This window comes from Halobacillus seohaensis (assembly GCF_042663045.1).
GTDB classification, from domain to species: domain Bacteria; phylum Bacillota; class Bacilli; order Bacillales; family Halobacillaceae; genus Halobacillus_A; species Halobacillus_A seohaensis.
In genome coordinates this window covers 22,127-43,201 of record NZ_JBHSZV010000027.1, presented here as the reverse complement: position 1 = coordinate 43,201, position 21,075 = coordinate 22,127, and the positions used below count along the sequence as shown (strand labels likewise).

Sequence of the window (21,075 nt, the reverse complement as noted above, 5' to 3'; positions counted from 1 at the left end):
AAAAAGTTCACTCCTAACGCTTGGGTTATCATTTCTAATTCAAAGGTTCCCACACGCGTTTGCTAATCTATTTGTCGTTGACCCATAAACGACTTGTTTTTAAAAAGCAATATTTAAACTCCCCCCCTTATCTAAGAAGACACGGAGGGATATAGCATGAATTAGTATCCTCTAAAATCATTGGGTTAAATGTATATAATTTAATCAAATAACACGCTAACTGATTTTTCACTTTGTATTCTGTCAATAGCTTCAGCTAATAATGGTGCAACTGATAATACAGTAATATTATCGGTTTTCTTATCCATCGGTAACGGAATAGTATTAGTTACTATTAATTCTTTTATGGTAGAATCTTTAATTCTTTTAACAGCAGGACCAGATAAAACGGGATGAGTGCAACAAGCGTATACTGACTTGGCTCCTTTTTGGATTAAAAGGTTAGCTGCCTTTGTAATAGTTCCTGCTGTGTCTATCAAATCGTCAATAATAATTGCATTCTTTCCTTCAACATCTCCGATAATATTCATCATTTCAACAACGTTAGGGGATGGCCTTCGTTTATCTACGAAAGCTATTGGTACGTTAAGTTTACTTGCCATTTTCCTCGCTTTCGTTACACCACCATTGTCTGGAGCAACAACAACTATATCTTCTAGTCCCTTTTCTTCAAAGTAAGATGACAGTATAGGAACGCCTAATAGTTGATCAACAGGGATATCAAAAAAGCCTTGGATTTGTGGGGCATGAAGATCAATAGATAAGACCCTGTTAACACCAGATTTTTCTAACAGGTTTGCAATTAATTTGGCAGTTATAGGCTCACGTGCTCGCGCTTTACGGTCTTGCCTTGCATATCCATAGTAAGGAATGACAACATTTATAGATTTAGCTGAGGCTCTTTTTAAAGCATCAACCATAATTAAGAGTTCCATAATATTATCATTAACAGGTGCGGAAGTGGACTGAATTAAGTAGACATCACTTCCTCGGACGCTTTCTTCTATATTTATTTGCGTTTCCCCATCACTAAATTTGGTAACTGAACTTCTTCCAAGTTCACACCCTAAGATACTTACGATTTCCTCAGCTAGACTTCTATTTGAATTTAATGAAAAAATTTTTACGTTGTTACTACATCTACGAGACAATTTGTTTAATCCCCCAAAGTGAAATTTTTAAGTGTGGGTATACTTTTTCAATCCTATATAAATTTTTTTAGCTTCCTATATCTCTTTATAAATTGATTTTATAGCTCCATACTTTTAGCGAAAAATTGCTTTAAGGACGGGTACAATTCATTGAAAACTTTATAATGATCGTTATAAGTATTTAATTCATCTAAATTGGGCTTGATGAGCTGTGTTGTCCTATTTTCTATTAGAGAGGAAGCTTCTTCTAATGATTTATAATAACCAATAGAAGTACCCGCGATTAAACACGCTCCGTAAACTCCTGTCTCTGAAACGCTTTTAATTTCAATATTTTTATTTAAAATCGTAGATTTTATTTGTGCCCAAGTTTGATTCTTAGAACCGCCTCCAATTGATTGAAGGTTTTCAAATTCAAATTTATAAGTTTCTATAAAGATGTCATGAATTTGTCTTAATCCAAATGAACAACCTTCTAAAATAGCTCTAAGCATATCCGCTTTGGTTGTGTTCAAAGATATACCTACAAAAGTTCCCCTGGCATTCGGATCCCATATCGGAGATCTTTCTCCTTGCATATAAGGGAGGAAAAATACTCCATTGGAACCAGTAGGCGATGTTTTTGGAAGACTTTCAAGAATTTCTTTTGATTCATTTTCTTCCTTAAGAAATTCTTTGTAAAACCATTGAATAGCTGCACCAGGAAAAGACATAGCACCATGAGATAACCATTGATTTTTAATAATATGACACCGATTTAAAAACCTCTTATCTAGCAGAGAAGGGTCTTCGGTGCATGCTGTCAGGACATTAGAAGTTCCAACTGATTCAAAAACTCCTCCCGGTTGAACACCTAAAGCTAAGGTAGAGCAGGCTGTATCTGCGCCTCCCGCTACCACAGGTATTCCGCTTAAAGGAATATCCGAACAATTTAAATCACCTATTACTGAACAGGGATCTACCACCTCAGGGAGCTTTGCCATATCTACTCCAACTTCTTCACAGATTTCTTCGGACCATTCATATTGTTCAACATCATACATCCCTGAAAGAGAAGATTGTGTCCAATCCATGACGAAACAGTCTGTGAGTTTATTCAATATATAGGTGGATAAATTCCCCCATTTATATGTTTGTTCGTACATAGTCGGGTGATGATTTTTGAACCATAAATGAGATGTAATGGAATACATGCCCTGTTCTAATCTGTTTTTAGTAATTTCATAGATTTTTTCTTCTGTAACGATCTCTTTAATCCATTCAGATTCCTTTTTGCTTCTTTGATCCAAATACATAATCCCTGGATATAATGGCTCACCGTCCTTATCTAGAAAAACGGAAGAGTTGCAAAAGGTAGATAGAGAGATAGCTTCAATAGATCCAATTTTTTGTATTCTCTTGATAACTTTCAGTAATAACTCTTTGGTTCTTCCCCATATACCTTCTAAGTCAATTTCAACCCATCCCTTTTTGGGGTGGTGAAGAGGGTAGGGTTCATACTCAATAAACCCTAACTCCCCATCTTTATTCATTCCTCCTACTTTAATTCCACTTGTCCCTATATCTATTCCAATCACATGAGACATAAACACACCACCCTAATTATTTATAGGTTTGTTATTTTACAGGTTTGCTGGTTGATTAATTAGTTCATTGTAGAGTTCAATAGTTTCCTTTACTGTTCCTTTCTCGTGAATGATGTTTCTAAATGCTTGCACAATTGCTGTTGGATTATTGTTATTCCACACGATTCGACCAAATGTAATTCCATCCCCTCCAGCTTCAATGACATCATGCACCATTTGAAAATAGTCCTCTACATTATTTCCTATATCTCCTCCTGCAACAACTACCTTACCTGGAGTAGAAGATACAACTTTATGAAAGGATTCGGGATCACCTGTATATTTCGTTTTAACGATATCAATACCTAGTTCTGCACCAGCACGGACGGCATAAGCAACATGTCTCCAGTCGTTTTTTTCGTCCTCAGGAATTTGATTCCCTCTTGGATAAATATGAGCGATCGAAGGTAATCCATGTTTTGAAGCTTGACCAGAAATAAGTCCTAAATTACGTAATTGCTCAGGCTGATCATCTCCCCCTACGATACATCCCATGGAAATAGCATCAGCACCTAAACTTATAGCTTCATCTACCTCTGTAACCCATGTGTCGAAATTGGGTTGCCAAGGAGAAAAAGTAGAAGCTTTTAGAATCAATCCTGCTTTTCCTGCATGTTTTCTGAAGCATGTATCAGCAATTCCTTTATGCATAGTTATTGCATCAGGCTCACCAGCAACAATTTCACTAACTTTCCTATCAATAGGCATTAACTCATCAAAAACACCTCTTGCCATTGCTTGATCCACAGCTACTGCTAATAACTTACCAGAATCCTGATTGATTAAACGATTCATTCTAATTTCTTTACCTAATAGTCCCATTGTTTTCTCTCCTTTAATATTATATATTAATAACGGATTTCATGCCGTTACCATTTCGCACATCCAATATTGCTTTTTGAATATCTTCTAATTTATAACCCGTGGTCGTTAATACTTCAGTATTTATTTGCCCTGAAGCAATAAGAGAAAGTGAATTATAATAATCTGACCGTGTTAGAGCTGACGTTCCATTTATATTTATTTCATTGTAATGAATTACATTGGGGTCGATTTCACCCAAGACACCCTTAGTAAAACCAGCAAACAAGTTTAATGTCCCTCCCTTTTTTAATAATTTAGCACAAGAATTAACTAGAGCCGGAACTCCAATTGCCATGATTACTACATCAGCACCTAAATTGTCGGTACTATCTAATACTATTGTTTCTAGTGAGTCTGTTTCCGGATTAACTGTAATATCTGCACCAGCTAGTATTGCCTTATCTCTTCTGTGAACAATGGGTTCACTCAATATTACGTTTTTTGCTCCAGCAATTTTTGCTAACTGTACATGCATAAGACCAATTGGACCACCTCCAATAACAACTACTGTGTCTCCCATGTTGACATTTGCTTTACGCTGACCATTTAAACAACAGGCAAGAGGTTCCGTTATAACAGCTTGTTCAAGTGATACATTATCTGGTAACTTAACTAAGTTTCCAGATTGTAAAGCAATTTTCGGTATTTTTACATATTCAGCAAATCCACCATCAAATTCATAACCAATTGCTGTTCGATTTGCACAAACATTTTCTCGATCATTCATACAGTAATAGCAACGACCGCATGGAATAACAGGAATTACTCCCACTTTTTCTCCGACAGTAAAACCTGTAACTTCAGCTCCTTTTTCCTCAACAGTGCCCACAAGCTCATGCCCGATAATTGAAGGGGTTCTCACTCCTTTGGTTTTTTTCCCTTCATAAATACGGACATCAGTTCCACAAATTGCACTTACATTAACCTTCATCAAAATTTCATGTTCGTTAATTACTGGTTTGTTTACTTCTTCCATTCTTAGGTCGTTAGGACCGTGAAATACAGCGGCTTTCATTATATAACCATCCTTTTCAATATTATTTTGCAAGAATAATGGTGGTGATTTCCTCCTTAAATATATTAAAAAAAAGAAAAATATTTTCCTCTTTTTATTTTTAACTTAGAATCCTAGCCAACTAAGTGGAGCCATAATCAGTTCTGGAAACAACACAAAAAGTATTAATGTTCCAAAGGTAATCCCTAACCAAGGTAATGTTGCTTTACTAAGTGTTTCTAATTTTAATCCTGTTATATTACAAGCAGCATATAGACAAACACCAATCGGAGGTGTGATTAAACCAATGGAAAGAGATATCACCATGAAAATAACAAAAAATACAGGATCAATCCCTGCTACCATAACCGTAGGCATCAGAATTGGCACTAAGATAAAGATTGCTGCAGTTGCATCCATAAACATCCCAACAATAATTAAAAAAACAAAGAGTAAAAGCATGATTACTATAGAACTGTCACTCAATCCACTGATGAAACTCGCCAACCTAGTTGGAAGTCCATCATATTCAAACACCCATCCTGCCGGCATTGCTGCAACTGCTATGAATAAAATGGTTCCTGTAAGATTTACTGTTCTCCAAAAAATATTAGGTAGTTTTCTAAAAGGTAGACCTTTATATACAAACATAGCTATAAGTAAAGTATATAATACGGCAATCGCTGCGGCTTCAGTGGGGGTGAAATACCCACTTAAAATGCCTCCGATTAGTATAATTGGCGCTAGAAGTGCCGGGAAAGCACGAATAAATTCTTTTTTTACATTTTTCCATTCAAATTTCTGATGAGTCCCCAGTCCATGCTTTTTACTGTAAAAGTAGTTATAAACCATAAAGATAACTGCAATAATTATCCCAGGAACAAGACCACCGATTAATGCAGCGCTAATTGATACCCCTGCTGTAGAAGCAGCTACAATCATTAAAATGCTTGGTGGGACAATCGTAGCTAACATCGAAGTGATTAGTGTTAGCGAAGCAGCATATTCTAATGGATAATTATCACGCTTCATTGCATTAATAGTTATTCTCCCAGTACTTGCAATATCTGCTACCGAGGATCCAGCCATTCCTGCAAAGATAAGACTGGCAAATATATTAACATGCCCTAACCCACCAGTTATCCACCCTACAATACTCTTCGCAAAGTCAAATATTCGTTCAGCTATACCACCCTCATCCATAATAATCCCAGCAAGAATAAATAAGGGGACGGCTACCATAATAAAGCTATTCATGGAACTATACATGGATTGAATAACAATACTAACTGGCACATCAGTAAATAATACAATCGTAGTAACTACCGAGAGCCCTAGAGAGATCGCTATTGGAACTCCTATGAAAATTAGAAGGAAAAACATTACTAGTAGGAATATAGACATCTTGGGGTACCTCCTATATTAGCTCTCGGTCATAAACTAGAGACTGAATCACATTAATAATACCTATTACACCTGCACATGGAACAGACATCCCCATGACCCACATAGGTAACGAAACAACAGAACTAGTTTCGTTTGTTGCTAATTGTTGGGACATAAATTCTACTCCATAAATAACCATGAATATAAAGAATGAAATAGTAGCAACAGAGTAGATCCATACCGAAATTTTTTGTATAAACTGTGGTAAAAGTTTCAAGAAAACTGTTACTCTAGCCGATTCCACTTTTCTAAATCCAATCCCAATTCCTAAAAATATCATCCAAATAAAAATGAATCGAGTTAGTTCTTCTGTCCATGGAGCTGGGTGTCCTATCAACCTTCCAACGATTTGCCATATAACAACAACAAAAATTGCCGCTGAGGTTAATATCGCAAAAACAGAAGTTATTTTATTAAAAATATGAAAAAGTTTATTTAATTTACTTAACTGTCTCTTTTTCATGATTAGTCTCCTTCTAATTATGAAGCGGCCTTATATTTCAAGGCCGCCATTTAAAATGAATCAGTCTTTACCTACAGACTTCAATACTTCCTGAAAGAATTCTTCATCTTCCACAACCTCTTCAAAGGCTGGATAGGCCTCTTGAGAAAGTTCTATAAATTTTTGTTGTTGCTCATCAGTTAAACTATTAACCTTCATTCCTTCTTCTTCGAGGGTTTCGACTATAGATTCAGCCTGCTCTTGGTTATAATCTAAAGACCAACCTTGTATTTCATTGGTTGCTTCCTCTAAAATTTGTTTTTGATCATCACTTAATTGATCATATTTACTTTGGTTTAATCCAACTAGCCATCCATCTGCCATATGATTTGAAATAGTTAGATATTCTTGTACTTCATACATTTTAGCTGAAGAAACAACACCTAGAGGATTTTCTTGTCCGTCAATTGTTCCTAATTGGAGAGCATTATACACTTCTCCAAAATCCATTGGAGTAGTTGCAGTCCCAGCTCCTTTGAAAAATTCTACCCACAGTGGGTTATTTGGAACTCTCAACTTAAGACCGTCCAAATCTTCAGGTTCTTCTATTGGACGTTGAGAATTTGTTATTTGTCTAAAGTCACGTGTCCAATATCCCAGCCCTTTAATATCAAGTTCAGATACTGACCCTAACAACTCATCACCTAAATCCCCGTTTAAAAAAGATACAAACTGCTCGGAATCATCAAATAAGTAGGGAACACTAATTGCACTAAACCTCGGTTCAAAGTTGGCATATAAAGAAGTAGATAAAACCAACATATCAAGACTTCCAGCCCCAAGTTGTTTTACAGCCGCTGATGGATCGCCGCCATACAACGTTCCATTTGGATGAACTTCAATTTCAATAGACCCTTCACTTTTTTCTTCTACAACCTTGGCAAATTCTTTTGCAGCCACAGTTACATTTGCTTCTTCAGGATCTGGAGTTGATAAATTAAAACTGACCGTTTCTTCATTACCCTCCGATTCCTCATCCTCTGAACTACTAGCATCCTCACTATTTCCACAAGCCACCAAAAACATTAGAAAAAAGACAATTGAAAGTGCAAATAAATAGTTCTTCAAAATTTTCCTCCTTTTGGTAACGCTTTCAATGAAGCTTAAAAAAAAACGTCCCTGATTGATTTGAAATTTCAGATTATTAATCTGTAAAAACATCGTAACACACGGTGGTAATTTCCTTCAATCTTTTTTTAAAAAAAATGAATATTTTTTTCTTTTATGAACTAAAGCTTTTTATCAATCGTAGATTTCCTTGTTTTCTGTAAATTGTTAAGATAATACTCATATTTATTGTTTGCAATTGAAGCTACAAGGATATCTATGATCGTCAATTGAGCAATTCTAGAGGAAATTGCATCTGTACGAAATAGCGTTTCTTTAGATGCTGTTTGAAGCACAATATCAGATACTTTAGTGATAGGTGATTTTGAGGAATTAGTAATACATATCACAGTTGCACCAGCATCTTTTGCTAACTTAATTGCATTTAATACTTCTTTGCTTGACCCGGTATGAGATATGGCAATAACTACATCTCTCTCGTTCAAAACGCTGGCAGACATAGATTGTAGTGTTGAATCATTGTAAGCAAAAGTCTTTATTCCAAGTTTTAATAATTTATGTTGAGCATCTAATGCAACAGTTCCGGAGCCTCCTGAACCGTAAAACTCAATAAATTCAGCTTTTGAAATAGCATCAACAGCACGAATAAGTTCCTCATTATCGCATACTTCTAAGGAGTCATATAAAGCTTGGATATTAGATTGAAATATTTTCCTTTTAATTAAAATAACATCATCATCTTTTTCAATAACTTCATGTATCTGCTTTTCTGGTTTAATAACTTCTCTAGCTAAATTAATTTTCAAATCTTGAAATCCTTTATAACCAAGCCTCTTACATAAACGAACAACCGAAGACTCACTGGTTCCACTTCTTTCAGCTACTTCAGTAATTGAAAGATGGATTATTTCATCTTGGTGCTTTTCAATAAACTCTACAATTTTTCTTTCTGATCCTCTTAATTTTACAAATGCTGCGCTAATTCTTGTTGAAAAACCCGGATTTTTGTTTACTGTTAAATCGTCCATTTTCATCCTCCTAATGATAGAGTAATGTGTCTTATTCTAGTATATTAATACAATTCAGGCAATATAGCCCCATACTTATTTTAACAATAGTGATAGTCGAAGCATACTTAAACCGCTTCACTTTTTCCTTTATCCTGACCTTCTGACTTCAATTACGTCTACGTCTTGTAATTTTCTGACTTTCTGGACGTCAGTGGTTATTCATCTAGATTAACCAATGCCATTGTAAAAAAGTAGGACGGAAACCATTACGTAGTTACATTTTTCATCGTAAATCCTACGAAAAAACTACAAAAAAAAAGAGAGGATGGCTCTCATCCCCTCCACTAGACCTTATAAAATCACTGTGCTTTTCAATGCAGCGATCAATAGCTCAAAGTCTTCGTTCACTTGAGTTGATATTTCTGGTTCCATATAATTGATATCCTGTGAATGTGTGAGACGTGGTTCTATTTCCAAAATACGTCCACCCATAAAGGCAACTTCTATTTTCCTCGGAGCGGTATTTTCTACCAAACTATAGTCTTCAAAATATTCCTTCATAGAAATGATTCTATCCGTAAACAGTGTTTCCTTTGTCACGTCCATTTTTGAATCAATACTAAGAATAGTCAGTGTATGGTCATTTCGGTTCAATACGAAAAGCTGGTGCTGTTCTGAAGTGAGGACCTCTAAGGAACGGAAATCCCCTGACTCGAATACTTCTTCCGTGAACTCTAATACAGCAGCGGTACGTAAATTCTCTAATCCGGGAGTGCTTAACCTTTCACTAACGGTGATGCCCATTATTTTGAAAACCTCCTCTAAATTTTATTTCACTACACAAATTCCCATTACGCACATTATAAAACCTAAATAATGGAAGATGAATAGAATTGACCATCATACAGTTTACACTCGCACTACTAAAGGTATATAAACGAATTTTCGACATGATTATGTAAAACTAAGTGACCAGTTTAATTAAAAATCCTAATTGTGGAAGTATGATATCAACGGATTTCGTTAAGAATGTATGAGTGAAACCATATACCGTTAGTAGGACCGAAATCGTAGTCTTGTGAAAGAAAGCTACAATGATAAAAGATAGACTCTTACTTTCTGAAGATCTTATATGATTTTAACTTCCTGGTAGATAGTTCGAGCGTGAATACCGATGGATGAACGATAACGCTAGATCATTGCGGTTCCGTTTATTTCAATGTTGTAAAGGGATCAGGGGAAGGTCTGCGACTACTGCGGAAAAAACGTACGTGTTGATGCCGCATTATAGTACAGCGGTATGTAGTAGATTTATATTAATGTCTCTTTTTGTTTGTTACTGACTTTATTTGAAGAACCTATTGAACCTTTTTACAAAAGTAGTCATAATAACTTTTGTTGCTTTAAATCTTAACTTACCTATATAAATTCAGAAGGGAAAGATAGTGATGAACAATGTCATAGAACCAACTCAATCTAATCTATCAACTTCCATTCTAAATAAAAGGAATGAAATGATTACACTAGGTATGAGGTTTGGATTCACAGATAAAAGAACAATAAAATGCAGTCAACAATTAGACGAGCTCTTAAACCTATGCGCAAACCAAAAACAGTTTTGTGCTACTCATCAACTATAATGAATCAAACGACGGCTTGGCCAATGGCAAAGATAGTTCGAAACGTTTAGCTACTTTAAATCATGAATGCCTCTGATAACTGAGTGATTTATGCTTAATTATCAGGGTACTTTTATATTTCCATAGCTAGAGGATGCTCTAATTGTCACTACTATGATATTCACCCAACTTTTTTGCCACCCTCGCAAATAATTCCTTCATATTGAATCCTAATTCCTCCATCTTTGAAAATAATTCAACCAACTCTGTAAAATTGACATTGTGGTTGAACTCATCAGCTCAACAGTCTTAACGTTGATTGACATCAGAATGTTCTTCCTCATACATAGCACTAATTCTTCAAATTTGTCTTTATGTATAACATCAACGGTGACCTCTTTCCGATAAACCGCATACCTCCCCCCATAAGAGAATGAATCCTGATAACGTGCCAATCGTTTGCATAAAACGTCCTACGATAAGGCCGTTTATGCAAACGATTGCACAGTAATCTAATGGAACTATGCAAGTCGGACTCTTGCATCAATTGTTTCCCATAAAATTCAGTACCGACCTTAGATCACCCAAGTTTGTAAAAAACTTAGCATATTTTGTATTGAGAGATAGTATCTATAGATAAAGACTTGAAAATAATGCGGAAGATAAGCCCAAAATGTTTTCAAATTAATGCAATGGTATAAAAGAACTATGGAATCGTTTTCAAACCAGTGATAAGGTGTGGTTGAGAGATCGTCTTTAAAAAGGGGTATAAGTAAATGATCGGAAAAACAGTTGAGCACAAGGAAAAATTATAATGTTGAATCGACAAATAAACTATCATGGGGAAACGTCAGCCTACGATGATATGGAACTTGATCTATTAGTGGGTCTTTATGCGGCAATCCATAAAAACATTCAAAAAGGGGTGTTATCAGAAAGGATGTATTCTGAACTTTATCTTATGCAGGATTCAGCTAAAAGAAGGGGAATTAGTATTCTTCCATTCGATAAATAATTTAATTCACCGAATGAAACCTATTTTTTCAAATTCCCCCTATATGTACCTTCTAACTCATTTAAAAGCTTATCAAGTGATTGAGAAATGATGAGTAGTTCGGTATCGTCAGGATTTTTTTTATAGGTTTGATACATTTTTTGTCTTGTGAATTCTATTTGTTCTTTTAAATCATTGGTGTAAGACACTATATATTTTCCTTTCGTTTTTATTAGTTTATCTGAGTTGGGAGTTCGGAAAGGATTTTCAAAAGCAGCTCCCCTCTTGCTATTCCCATTAAAATTTATTTCAAACCACTTTTATACCTTTTCCCTAGATTGGTATTATAAACTTGTTACTGGAAGCCCAAGTCCACCATGCGGGCAACTTTTGGTAAGCTAGCTTTTTACATAAAATTTATTCAACTGTCAATTTAAATGAATATCAAAAGAACCTGATGACACTACTCTGTTATCAGGTTCTTTTGTTTTATTTATAAGTTAAAAGTCTTACCTCTCAAATTAAGTAGGTCATATTATTCAAAATATCTAAAAATTGGCATTACTTATTGAAATCGTTTACAAACAATTATATGCTGAGGTTGTAATTAGTTTGCGCAAACGGTTGCACATTATTTTTAATAAGGAGTTGGAGAAATGAACAAAAAGAAGTTGTCAGCTACAGCTGCGTCCTTTATGCTAGCTGCCAGTCTGTCGTCTGTTGTCCAAGCCGATCCACAACCTAAAGTGTCCGAAGATAGTCTTGATGGTGTCTTTTATGAAATCTATGTCAATTCTTTTTATGATTCTGACGAAGATGGACATGGTGATCTAAGCGGGATTACCAAGAAGTTGGATTATTTAAATGATGGTAACCCTAATAACAAGAAAGACCTACAAGTTGATGGTATGTGGTTAATGCCTATCAACCCCTCACCCAGCTACCATAAATATGATGTGACCGATTACTATAGTATCGATCCTGATTATGGTACTCTCGAAGATTTTCAAAAACTAACAGAAGAAGCTAATGAACGGGATACAAAAGTGATTATGGACTTAGTGATTAATCATACAAGCAGTGAACATCCTTGGTTTGAAAGTGCTAGTACTAATCCAGACAGTAAATATCGTGATTATTATGTTTGGGCAGATGAAGATACAGACCTCGATGAAAAAGGTCCGTGGGGACAACAAATTTGGCATGAAAACCCAAATGGAGAAGGCTATTATTATGGTACATTTTGGCACGGAATGCCTGATTTGAATTTTGACTCCCCTGAAGTTAAAGAAGAAATTAAAGATATTGGTAGATTTTGGCTAGATCAAGGGGCGGATGGTTTTCGATTAGATGCCGCACTGCACATTTTTGAAGGTGAAACTGAAGAAGGTGCAGAGAAGAACATCGAGTGGTGGAATGAATTTAGAGATGCAATGAAAGCAGCTGATCCAAATGCTTATTTAGTTGGTGAAGTATGGGACGAGCCAGAAGTAGTTGCTCCATACTATCAATCTTTAGATTCTTTATTTAATTTTGATTTAGCTGAAACGATTGTGAACTCTGTTAAGAACGGCACAGATCAAGGAGTTGTTCCGGCTGTCAATTCTACAGATGAATTGTACAAGGAGTATAATCCAAATAAAATTGATGCTACTTTTTTAACAAATCATGACCAAAACCGTGTAATGAGTGAGCTTAACGGAGATGTTGATCAAGCAAAAACCGCTGCATCTATTTTATTAACACTTCCCGGCAATCCATTTATTTACTACGGTGAAGAGATAGGAATGACTGGTGAAAAACCAGATGAACTCATTCGTGAACCTTTCCGTTGGTATGAAGGAGATGGAGAAGGACAAACGAGTTGGGAAGAGCCTGTCTATAATACGGGTGATGACGGTAGATCTGTTGAAGCACAGGATAAAGATAAAGACTCTTTATTGAATCATTACCGCGAACTGATTCGCGAACGCAAAAATCACGTAGCATTAGAGAAAGGAGACCTTCAACCATTAGAAACGGATACATCTCAAGTTATTGCTTATACACGTACCTATCAAGACGAAACTGTGAAGGTTTACCACAATATCTCAAATGAATCTGCCGAACTATCAGTAGATAAAAAGGATAAATTGGTTTTCACAAGTGAAAAAGGTACAAAGAAAGTCCAATCATCCCTAGAAGTTCCCGCCCATACGACTGTATTAGTAAAAAGTAAATAATAATACTGAAGAAACTATCAGCATTATATAAGCTGGTAGTTTCTTCTCTTTACCATAATGTATTACTGCTAAAGCTTTCCCTATTTATTTTCGGCAAATTATAAATCGATCTCCCTACTTTACCTGGGACCAGTGCATCAGCCCAAAAACTGAGTAATCAGCTCCGTTTAATAACGCAGTTTCTCCTTATACTCGGTTTTATACTTGTACATTTTCGTATCTGCAATTCTTATATAATGGTCGATATTTAACTTTTCCGGAGAGTCTGTTGCAGGAATTTGACTGATTCCGAATGATAGAGACACTTGTGAATTATATTGGTTTATTTTATTATCAAGTCTTCTGGCCATTTCCTCAACGTTGTATTCGTTAATAACTGGTAATATCAGAATGAATTCATCACCGCCAAAACGAAACGCTCGATCAAAATCAGAGCAATTTTCAGAAATTATAGCAGAAAATTGTTCTAATACTCTATCTCCTTCTCTATGTCCAAATTCATCATTGATTCTCTTAAAATTGTTGATATCAATTACCATTAAGCTAATAGGATCTTTATTATCTTTAATCAACTCTTCCACTATATGTTCATAAAAATACCTTCGATTATATAACCCAGTTAATGGATCCGTAATACTTTGGGTTCTAAGGTGTTCATTTTGTTCATGGATATATCCATGAAAGAAGGAATTCTGTCTAATATTGGTTATTTCATAAAATCTTTCAATTAAAATAGATCTAGTTTTCTTTTGTTCGATATTTTCAATTACTTTTAATACATGGCGAATACCACACATTCGAGTACTATGTGTTAATTTTAAAATCGTTTCGATTGTAAAATAGTTACTTTTTGCAAATAACAGCCCTAGATCATAGCCCTCTTTATTAGATTCATTGACAAAGTTTTGATACTCATCTTCTGGAAGAAATAGTGCTTTACCATGATTATGGAAAGTATGAGATAACTCATTTTGATAGTTTTGAATATCTTGAATATATAAGTTAAATTCATCGATCGTTTTCATTTCATTAACGTGTTCTTTAACTGAATCTGGTATGGCTTTTATTAATGAGGACAAATATGTATCTTCTAAGTCTTTTAATTCATTTGATTTTATCATAAATTCCCCACCATCTTTTCAAATATTATAATATATATTAAAACACATAGAAAACTAACCATTCATACATAATACTTATGTCTTATTTAATATATAAAATATACCATAATATAGGAAAAAATCAATCATGAACAGGTATAAAAGACTATATTTTTTGAAAAATATTTCAGGCCTTACAGAACATAAAAACTCCTATGTAGAAGAATAGACACTCTACATAAGAGTTTTTTCAAGATCAATAAGATCTGCAAATTCGTCAAATCAAATGTAATTTCCCCCGTCGACAACAACAGTTTGGCCGGTGACAAAGCTTGCACCAGAAATTAGAGACAAAACCATCTCTGAAACATCTTCTGGTTGAGCTGTCCTTTGAAGAGGCGTACGTTTCGAATGTTTTTCAACAAATTCCTCCTTACCTTCCATCCAGCGTGTTAACACAACCCCAGGTGCAACACTATTCACTCGAATCTCGGGGGCTAAAACACGAGCAAGTGATTTGGTTACACTGATCGCAGCGGCTTTCGATGCTGAATAGGCAATTGAACTCCCACCACCTGAAAGACCGGCGACTGAAGTGATGTTGACGATACAACCTTTGCTTTTCTTGAGTTCGTCTGCGGCAGCTCGACAAGTAAAAAATAAACCCTTTACGTTCACATCCATGACTTGATCCCAATGCTCCTCATGTAGATCATCTAGATCATCATGTGGGACAAACGTTGTCGCACCCGCATTGTTCACCAAAATATCAAGCTGCCCAAAATGGTCAACCACACCCTTTATCATTTCACGTACCTGACGATCATCATTTACAGCTGCTTTATAAACCTGCGAGCTTACACCAAGGCTTTTAATTTCCTCTGACGTTCTTTGTGCTTCTTTTTCCGATCTAGAATAATTGACGACCACCGATGCGCCCCGTTTTGCCAAGTCAATAGCAACTGCACGACCTATCCCTGTACCTGATCCCGTGACAAGCGCGACTTTTCCTTCTAAAGACATAGATTCCTCCCTCTCCATTAACTGTTAGATTTATGTATAGACATTAAGTGATCATTCTGGTTAAAGAATGATCACTTAAAGCCGGATTACTCCAATAGATCAGGTTGTTCTTTTATAATTCTGTCCCAGAGAGGCTGAAACTGGAACCAACCTGATTTCGGAGATCCTACATATTTACTCGTTCGATCCGCATGTTGCTCATCAATGAGCACAGGTTCCCCAACAGATTCTGCCATTATCTGTGCTTGACAGGAACGTTCCATCGTAATGAACCACCAGGCACATTCATCGACCGTTTCCCCTACAGTAAGTAAACCATGGTTCCGTAAAATGACCGCTTTATGAGAAGCTAGTGCTTTGCCAATCCGTTTTCCCTCTTCAACGTCATGCACCACCCCCGTATAGTCATGAAACACCGAGTGATCTTTATAAAATGCACAAGCATCCTGAGTAATTGGATCGAGCAAACGTCCGAGCGTTGACCACGTTTTTCCGTATATGGAATGCGAGTGAGCTGCCGCAATCACATCAGGCCGAGCTGCATGAACTTGCGAGTGAATTGCGAAAGCCGCCTCATTAACAGGACGTTCACCTTCGATCACATCGCCATTATGATTGACTAGAATCAGATCCGAAGCCTTAATTTGGCTAAAGTGCATACCGAAAGGATTTACCCAGAAACAATCTTTTTCACCTGGATCTCTTGCCGTAATATGTCCAGCCACCCCTTCATCAAATCCAAATTTGGAGAACAAACGAAAAGCGCCTGCCAGACGTTGTTTGAGATACTCACGCTCTTCTTCAATAGAATTAAACGTTGGTTGCTTTCTCAGACTTTTTACTGTCACTATTCTTTTCCTCCCTTAATTTTCAGGTTTGACCAATAGAAAGCAGTCAAGTTCCATAATAGATTACTTGCATTTAATTTCTTAATATTCTGAATTATCTCATATACTTTAAATACTACAGAATTTTTTCTGTAAGTCAATACCATACTTCTGAATATTCTATCTCTCTATTAAAAAATAAATTCAGTTGAATCGACCAGGTGCAACACACACTCCACATGCATAGACTATTAATGTCACCATGAATTTAAAAGGAGAGAATAATTGATGTATCAGTCATACCAGGGGAATTACCCATACGAACCTTCACATAACAACGGCCAAAACCCTACCCATATTCCCCACAATCCAAATTGGCAAGCTTGTAGGGATCGATGTTCAAGGCTAGGTTTTCAACCAGGCACCATCGCTTGGCAAAATTGTGTCCATGGATGTATGGGAAGTAATCCTGTGAACCGAAAATAACTCACCTCACCTACTTGATTTAGTAGAGCACCACTATGTCATAAAAAAATAAACCCTGATAACTACGCTCAGTTATCAGGGTTTTTTCATGTAAACTTTTCGTAATGAGTGATCTAACCCTCAAACTACCATGTTGAGTAATGCTATAGTATTGATTTCTTACTTTGGACAAATTACGAGATGTTTTCGCTCAGTTAAAGACCATAACAGGAATCTAGCTGACAACCCTCAGGCAGATTCCGAGATTGTGTGTCTGTTCCGTCATCGGTAGGAAGAGAAGAGGGACGGAACATCAACGAATCTTCATTATGGAGGAAAGCCTCCTATTCGAGTCCGTTCGTAAAAAATAAAGCAGGGAGGGCAGGGAAAACAGGGAGACTCCTATGGGATGTGCGGGACAGCTGAGACCCCACAGGACGAAGTCCGAGGAGGCTCAGCGCCCGCCCCATGGAAAGCGAACCGTTTCCCGCAGCCCCTATATTCACACAAACATCTCGAATTCAAGCACAATCTCTGATTTTGTATGCTAATTTATATTGTTAAATACCGATATTCCTTGTTATTTCATGTTTTGTACTCGAAAACTGAACCCGTTAGATTTTGGGATAGTGTTTTTCAAAAGTTCATTATTAATAGAAAAGGACTTTTTCAGTGGCCTCAGCAAAGCTCGAGGAGACTCGACGTCTGCCCGCGGAAAGCGAGCTGTTTTCCCAGCCCTCCTAAACTCCATACGGCAAACGGACCTTTTTGCAAAAAAATAATCAGGGGCTTTAACGCAATAAAATAAGCAATGTACTTCATAAAGGAATCAATACTTTTCGGTACAGAAATGAACAACAAGATTTAACACAGCCAATCTTTAAAAGTTAGTCTCCCTACTTTTAACAAGCAGTTATATCCCGACATAATAAAAAAAGAATGATTGCTAGAATTTCAGCAACCATTCTTTTCATTGTCTAAATAATCTATTGATCCTCAACAACTTTCAAATAAAAAGTTCGATTATTGACGAGCATCTGCCCAAGCAGAAGACGCTTGTTCTTCCACTTCTTCCCACGTAATATCACCAGCTAAATACTCCTGCATGGATGCTGCCATTTCACTTTCTGTCCAAGCAGTTGGCGCTCCAAGAAATACCCAGCCTATTGTATCTCCATTACTAGCATAATTATAAATTTCTTGAGAAATAGGATCAGCAATTTCTAAATCTTCATATCCTTCATAGGCAGGGACGAACTTAAATTCATCTGTAACAAACTTCTTACCTGACTCAGAAGTGTACATCCAATCTAAGAAATTCTTACTAGCTTCAACTACCTCATCTTCGGATTCTTTATTAACAACCCAGTAGTTCGGGACTCCTACAGGAAGACTTCCCTCATAACCTTCTACTGGTATTGGTAAAATCCCTACATTATTTTCAGCAAATTCAGGATCCATTGCTTCAATTGTGTTATATACCCAGTTCCCTTGTTGGATCATCGCTACATTACCAAGAGAAAAATGCTCCTCAACTTGCTGGGAATAATCCAGGCTTAAAGTTGGTTTAACAGAATATTCATTTTGCAAATCAAGGAAACGTTTCATTTGATCACCCATGGTAAATTCAACAGATTCTGCTTCATAAGCTTCCATGACATCGTGATTAAATTCCTCTGCTAAAAATGTATTCGCTAAATGGCTTCCTATAACCCATTGTTCTTTCGCCGCGAGTGCAAACGGAGCTTCAATTCCTAAGTCCTCTTTTTGGCTATCTAATGTTTCTACAGCTTTCTCTAGGTCTTCATGGGTTTTAATACTATCAGCATCAATTCCTGCATCTTCAAACACTTTCTTATTATAGAGAAGTCCATATCCTTCTTGATTGAATGGAAGTCCTAGAATTTCGCCATCTCTTTTCACACCTGAAAGTGTACCATCAAGGGCGGCATCGGCTGCTTTTGTACCCGAAACATCAGCCAAATAGTCTTCATACTCCGTAACTGCTGTCGGTCCATCTGCATTAAATATATCCGGTTCGTCACCAGAAGAAAAGTTAGATTTCAACGCACCTTCGTAATCGTTTCCACCGCCCACGGTTTGAACATTTATATTCACACCTGGATTTTCTTCCTCATAAATAGCAACTAACTCTTCAAACTGGTCTCTAAATTCCACTTTTTGTTGGAAGACGTCTACTGTTACGTTATCGCCAGAGGACTCGCTGTCACTGCTCCCTGAAGCCTCGTCATCAGAAAACGAGCAACCTGTTAATGCAATACTAGAAGCAAGCAGCGCTGCTCCAACACTTGAATAAAACTTTTTCCTTTTCATATAAAATCTCTCCCTTGTTATGTAAAATGAATGCGTCTAAAAATTGTAATCGATTACAAAAATAGATAAAACAAACCTTCTATTCCCCACCAACTAAACAAGCTATGCCTATGAAATCAACTCCTTATGAAAAGATAATCAAATTCAAGTACCTTTACGATACTTTTAAAATATTCAGAAAAGTAAACGATTACATTATACTAAGAATACTATACTGTTTGTGTTATTTGTCAACCGTTTACACTGAATCTATTATATAACCTTTGTTTAATTTAGAGTTGATAACCCCGCTTCATTGACAAAAGGATCAAAGTAAAATATGATCAAGGTTAACTTATTGTAATCGTTTACATAATCAAAATGGAATGTGAGGATTGTACAACATATGACGACCATTAAAGATGTAGCCAAGCAGGCGAATGTATCTGTAGCAACGGTTTCAAGAGTATTAAGTAAAAAGGATACTGTATCTGAGAAGAACATAAAAAGCGTGTTACAAGCCGTCAAGGAATTAAATTATAAGCCTAATGCCCTCGGGAGATACCTTAGGACAGCTCATACTAAATCAATCTTAGTCGTAGTTCCCGATATAACCAACCCCTTTTTCTCCGACGTTATGAAAGGCATTCAAACCTTAGCAACTCAAAGGGAATATGATGTATTGGTTATGGACGCAGAGCATGCCAATTTTAATAGTATGAAATGTTTCGATATGTTAGAACAAAAACAAGTGGATGGTCTGATCATGCTAACATCTCGAGTGGATCAAAAGACTCTAGTAGAACTTAGTAGACAGCACGCTATTGTACTGGCTTGTGAATATTTAGAAGGCACTACGATCCCTACAGTTTCCATAGATAATGTAAGTGCTGCCCGTAAAATAACGGAATATCTTATGGAACTTAATTACACAAATATTGCTCATATTACTGGTCCAATGGAGACGGTAATCGGTGCGGATAGACTTCGAGGATTCAAACAAGCTTTCCAAGTCAAAAGTGTACCCATTAAAGCTTCTTATATCCAAGAAGGAGATTTCAGCATTGAATCTGGCTATCAAGTCATGTCCAAATTACTATCTATGGAGGAGCGGCCTGATGTCGTATTTGCAGCCAACGATGAAATGGCCATGGGAGCCATTAATGCTGCAAAAACTTTTCATTTAAAAGTACCAGAAGACATTGCAGTGGTAGGCTTTGATGACATTAAAATGGCATCAATGTTTACTCCCCCATTAACCACCATTTCACAGCCGACTTTTGAGATTGGACAAAAATCAGCGGGGCTATTGTTAGATTTATTGAATAAGAAACCTCTAACCCAATCTCAATTTGTGTTAGAAGATACGCTAGTTGTTCGCGAATCATGCGGCCATTATTTACAAACGGATAAGTCTGATTTAGTAATCAATCAAAAGTAGAGAATCTTGATGGAAATAATCTCCTTCAGGATTCTCTACTTTTCTTTGGCTATTCATACTCTTTTCAAATCAAGTGGTCAGTCAGTCCCCACAAACGTCTCTACCGCAAGAACCACACATCTGGGGTCAGGTCTCTCATACCCAACCATCATCTACTTCAAATATCGCTGAAGGTCCTGAACCCCACTTCTCGTCCAGAACACTAACATCCAACTGAAACTCCCTTATGAATATATTCTTTCAACCAACTGCGGATGATTCACATGATAATAAAAAGAATCCCAATTCCATAGTCGCCAACGGACTACGGAATTGGGATTCTCATAAAATTCCCAAGGGCTTCTCTGCTGATTCCGGCAGCCCCTGCTAGATTGTTGAAAAGGCCAAATGCTAACGTAGCATGTTGCCTTT

At 36.5% G+C, this 21,075-nt stretch carries 18 protein-coding genes; 4 read left to right on the top strand and 14 right to left on the bottom strand.

Going from position 1 to position 21,075, the window contains the following annotated elements:
- Window positions 1-200: 200 nt before the first annotated feature.
- The 9 genes from ACFQIC_RS11020 to ACFQIC_RS10980 all read right to left on the bottom strand — a co-directional run bounded on the left by ACFQIC_RS11020 (window position 201) and on the right by ACFQIC_RS10980 (window position 9,464).
- Entirely contained in the window at window positions 201-1,151 is a 951-nt protein-coding gene (locus tag ACFQIC_RS11020; protein ID WP_204709319.1) for a ribose-phosphate diphosphokinase, read from the bottom strand.
- A 98-nt stretch (window positions 1,152-1,249) separates the two neighbouring features.
- Window positions 1,250-2,737, bottom strand: a complete 1,488-nt coding sequence (locus tag ACFQIC_RS11015; protein WP_204709318.1) for a xylulokinase — start codon at window positions 2,735-2,737, stop codon at window positions 1,250-1,252.
- A gap of 36 nt (window positions 2,738-2,773) precedes the next feature.
- The gene (locus ACFQIC_RS11010; RefSeq protein WP_204709317.1) at window positions 2,774-3,598 is read right to left on the bottom strand and encodes a class I fructose-bisphosphate aldolase; all 825 of its coding nucleotides are present in this window, start codon (window positions 3,596-3,598) and stop codon (window positions 2,774-2,776) included.
- A 19-nt stretch (window positions 3,599-3,617) separates the two neighbouring features.
- Complete coding sequence (locus ACFQIC_RS11005) at window positions 3,618-4,655, bottom strand: zinc-dependent dehydrogenase (RefSeq protein WP_204709316.1); 1,038 nt, start codon at window positions 4,653-4,655, stop codon at window positions 3,618-3,620.
- Between the two features lie 105 nt (window positions 4,656-4,760).
- Complete coding sequence (locus ACFQIC_RS11000; protein WP_204709315.1) at window positions 4,761-6,038, bottom strand: TRAP transporter large permease; 1,278 nt, start codon at window positions 6,036-6,038, stop codon at window positions 4,761-4,763.
- 13 nt (window positions 6,039-6,051) lie between these two features.
- Window positions 6,052-6,543 carry a TRAP transporter small permease gene (locus ACFQIC_RS10995; RefSeq protein WP_204709314.1) on the bottom strand — a complete coding sequence of 164 codons (492 nt, stop codon included), beginning with the start codon at window positions 6,541-6,543 and terminating at the stop codon, window positions 6,052-6,054.
- Between the two features lie 60 nt (window positions 6,544-6,603).
- On the bottom strand, window positions 6,604-7,650 hold the full coding sequence (locus ACFQIC_RS10990) for a DctP family TRAP transporter solute-binding subunit (RefSeq protein WP_390217098.1): 1,047 nt from the start codon (window positions 7,648-7,650) through the stop codon (window positions 6,604-6,606).
- 161 nt (window positions 7,651-7,811) lie between these two features.
- Window positions 7,812-8,678 carry a MurR/RpiR family transcriptional regulator gene (locus ACFQIC_RS10985; RefSeq protein WP_204709313.1) on the bottom strand — a complete coding sequence of 289 codons (867 nt, stop codon included), beginning with the start codon at window positions 8,676-8,678 and terminating at the stop codon, window positions 7,812-7,814.
- Window positions 8,679-9,011: 333 nt separating this feature from the next.
- Window positions 9,012-9,464 carry a hypothetical protein gene (locus ACFQIC_RS10980; RefSeq protein WP_204709312.1) on the bottom strand — a complete coding sequence of 151 codons (453 nt, stop codon included), beginning with the start codon at window positions 9,462-9,464 and terminating at the stop codon, window positions 9,012-9,014.
- Between the two features lie 644 nt (window positions 9,465-10,108).
- On the opposite strand from ACFQIC_RS10980, the gene ACFQIC_RS10975 reads away from it, so the two are divergent.
- Both ACFQIC_RS10975 and ACFQIC_RS10970 read left to right on the top strand, forming a co-directional pair.
- Window positions 10,109-10,300 carry an aspartyl-phosphate phosphatase Spo0E family protein gene (locus tag ACFQIC_RS10975; RefSeq protein ID WP_204709474.1) on the top strand — a complete coding sequence of 64 codons (192 nt, stop codon included), beginning with the start codon at window positions 10,109-10,111 and terminating at the stop codon, window positions 10,298-10,300.
- 793 nt (window positions 10,301-11,093) lie between these two features.
- Window positions 11,094-11,294 carry a hypothetical protein gene (locus ACFQIC_RS10970; protein ID WP_204709497.1) on the top strand — a complete coding sequence of 67 codons (201 nt, stop codon included), beginning with the start codon at window positions 11,094-11,096 and terminating at the stop codon, window positions 11,292-11,294.
- A 20-nt stretch (window positions 11,295-11,314) separates the two neighbouring features.
- On the opposite strand, the gene ACFQIC_RS10965 is transcribed toward ACFQIC_RS10970, so the two are convergent.
- Complete coding sequence (locus ACFQIC_RS10965) at window positions 11,315-11,482, bottom strand: Spo0E family sporulation regulatory protein-aspartic acid phosphatase (RefSeq protein WP_204709311.1); 168 nt, start codon at window positions 11,480-11,482, stop codon at window positions 11,315-11,317.
- Window positions 11,483-11,929: 447 nt separating this feature from the next.
- Here ACFQIC_RS10965 and ACFQIC_RS10960 point away from each other — a divergent pair, with 447 nt between their 5' ends.
- Window positions 11,930-13,495, top strand: a complete 1,566-nt coding sequence (locus ACFQIC_RS10960; protein WP_204709310.1) for an alpha-amylase family glycosyl hydrolase — start codon at window positions 11,930-11,932, stop codon at window positions 13,493-13,495.
- A 167-nt stretch (window positions 13,496-13,662) separates the two neighbouring features.
- Here the strand turns inward: ACFQIC_RS10960 and ACFQIC_RS10955 are convergent, their stop codons facing one another.
- The 4 genes from ACFQIC_RS10955 to ACFQIC_RS10940 all read right to left on the bottom strand — a co-directional run bounded on the left by ACFQIC_RS10955 (window position 13,663) and on the right by ACFQIC_RS10940 (window position 19,244).
- Window positions 13,663-14,616 carry a GGDEF domain-containing protein gene (locus tag ACFQIC_RS10955; protein ID WP_204709308.1) on the bottom strand — a complete coding sequence of 318 codons (954 nt, stop codon included), beginning with the start codon at window positions 14,614-14,616 and terminating at the stop codon, window positions 13,663-13,665.
- Between the two features lie 261 nt (window positions 14,617-14,877).
- Window positions 14,878-15,618 (bottom strand): SDR family NAD(P)-dependent oxidoreductase, encoded by a 741-nt coding sequence (locus ACFQIC_RS10950; RefSeq protein WP_204709307.1) that lies wholly within the window; start codon window positions 15,616-15,618, stop codon window positions 14,878-14,880.
- Window positions 15,619-15,704: 86 nt separating this feature from the next.
- A complete protein-coding gene (locus ACFQIC_RS10945; RefSeq protein WP_204709306.1) occupies window positions 15,705-16,466 on the bottom strand; it encodes a class II aldolase/adducin family protein in 762 nt (253 codons plus the stop codon).
- A gap of 1,467 nt (window positions 16,467-17,933) precedes the next feature.
- Window positions 17,934-19,244 (bottom strand): ABC transporter substrate-binding protein, encoded by a 1,311-nt coding sequence (locus tag ACFQIC_RS10940; protein ID WP_204712194.1) that lies wholly within the window; start codon window positions 19,242-19,244, stop codon window positions 17,934-17,936.
- A gap of 385 nt (window positions 19,245-19,629) precedes the next feature.
- On the opposite strand from ACFQIC_RS10940, the gene ACFQIC_RS10935 reads away from it, so the two are divergent.
- Entirely contained in the window at window positions 19,630-20,664 is a 1,035-nt protein-coding gene (locus tag ACFQIC_RS10935; RefSeq protein WP_204712192.1) for a LacI family DNA-binding transcriptional regulator, read from the top strand.
- Window positions 20,665-21,075 lie beyond the last annotated feature (411 nt).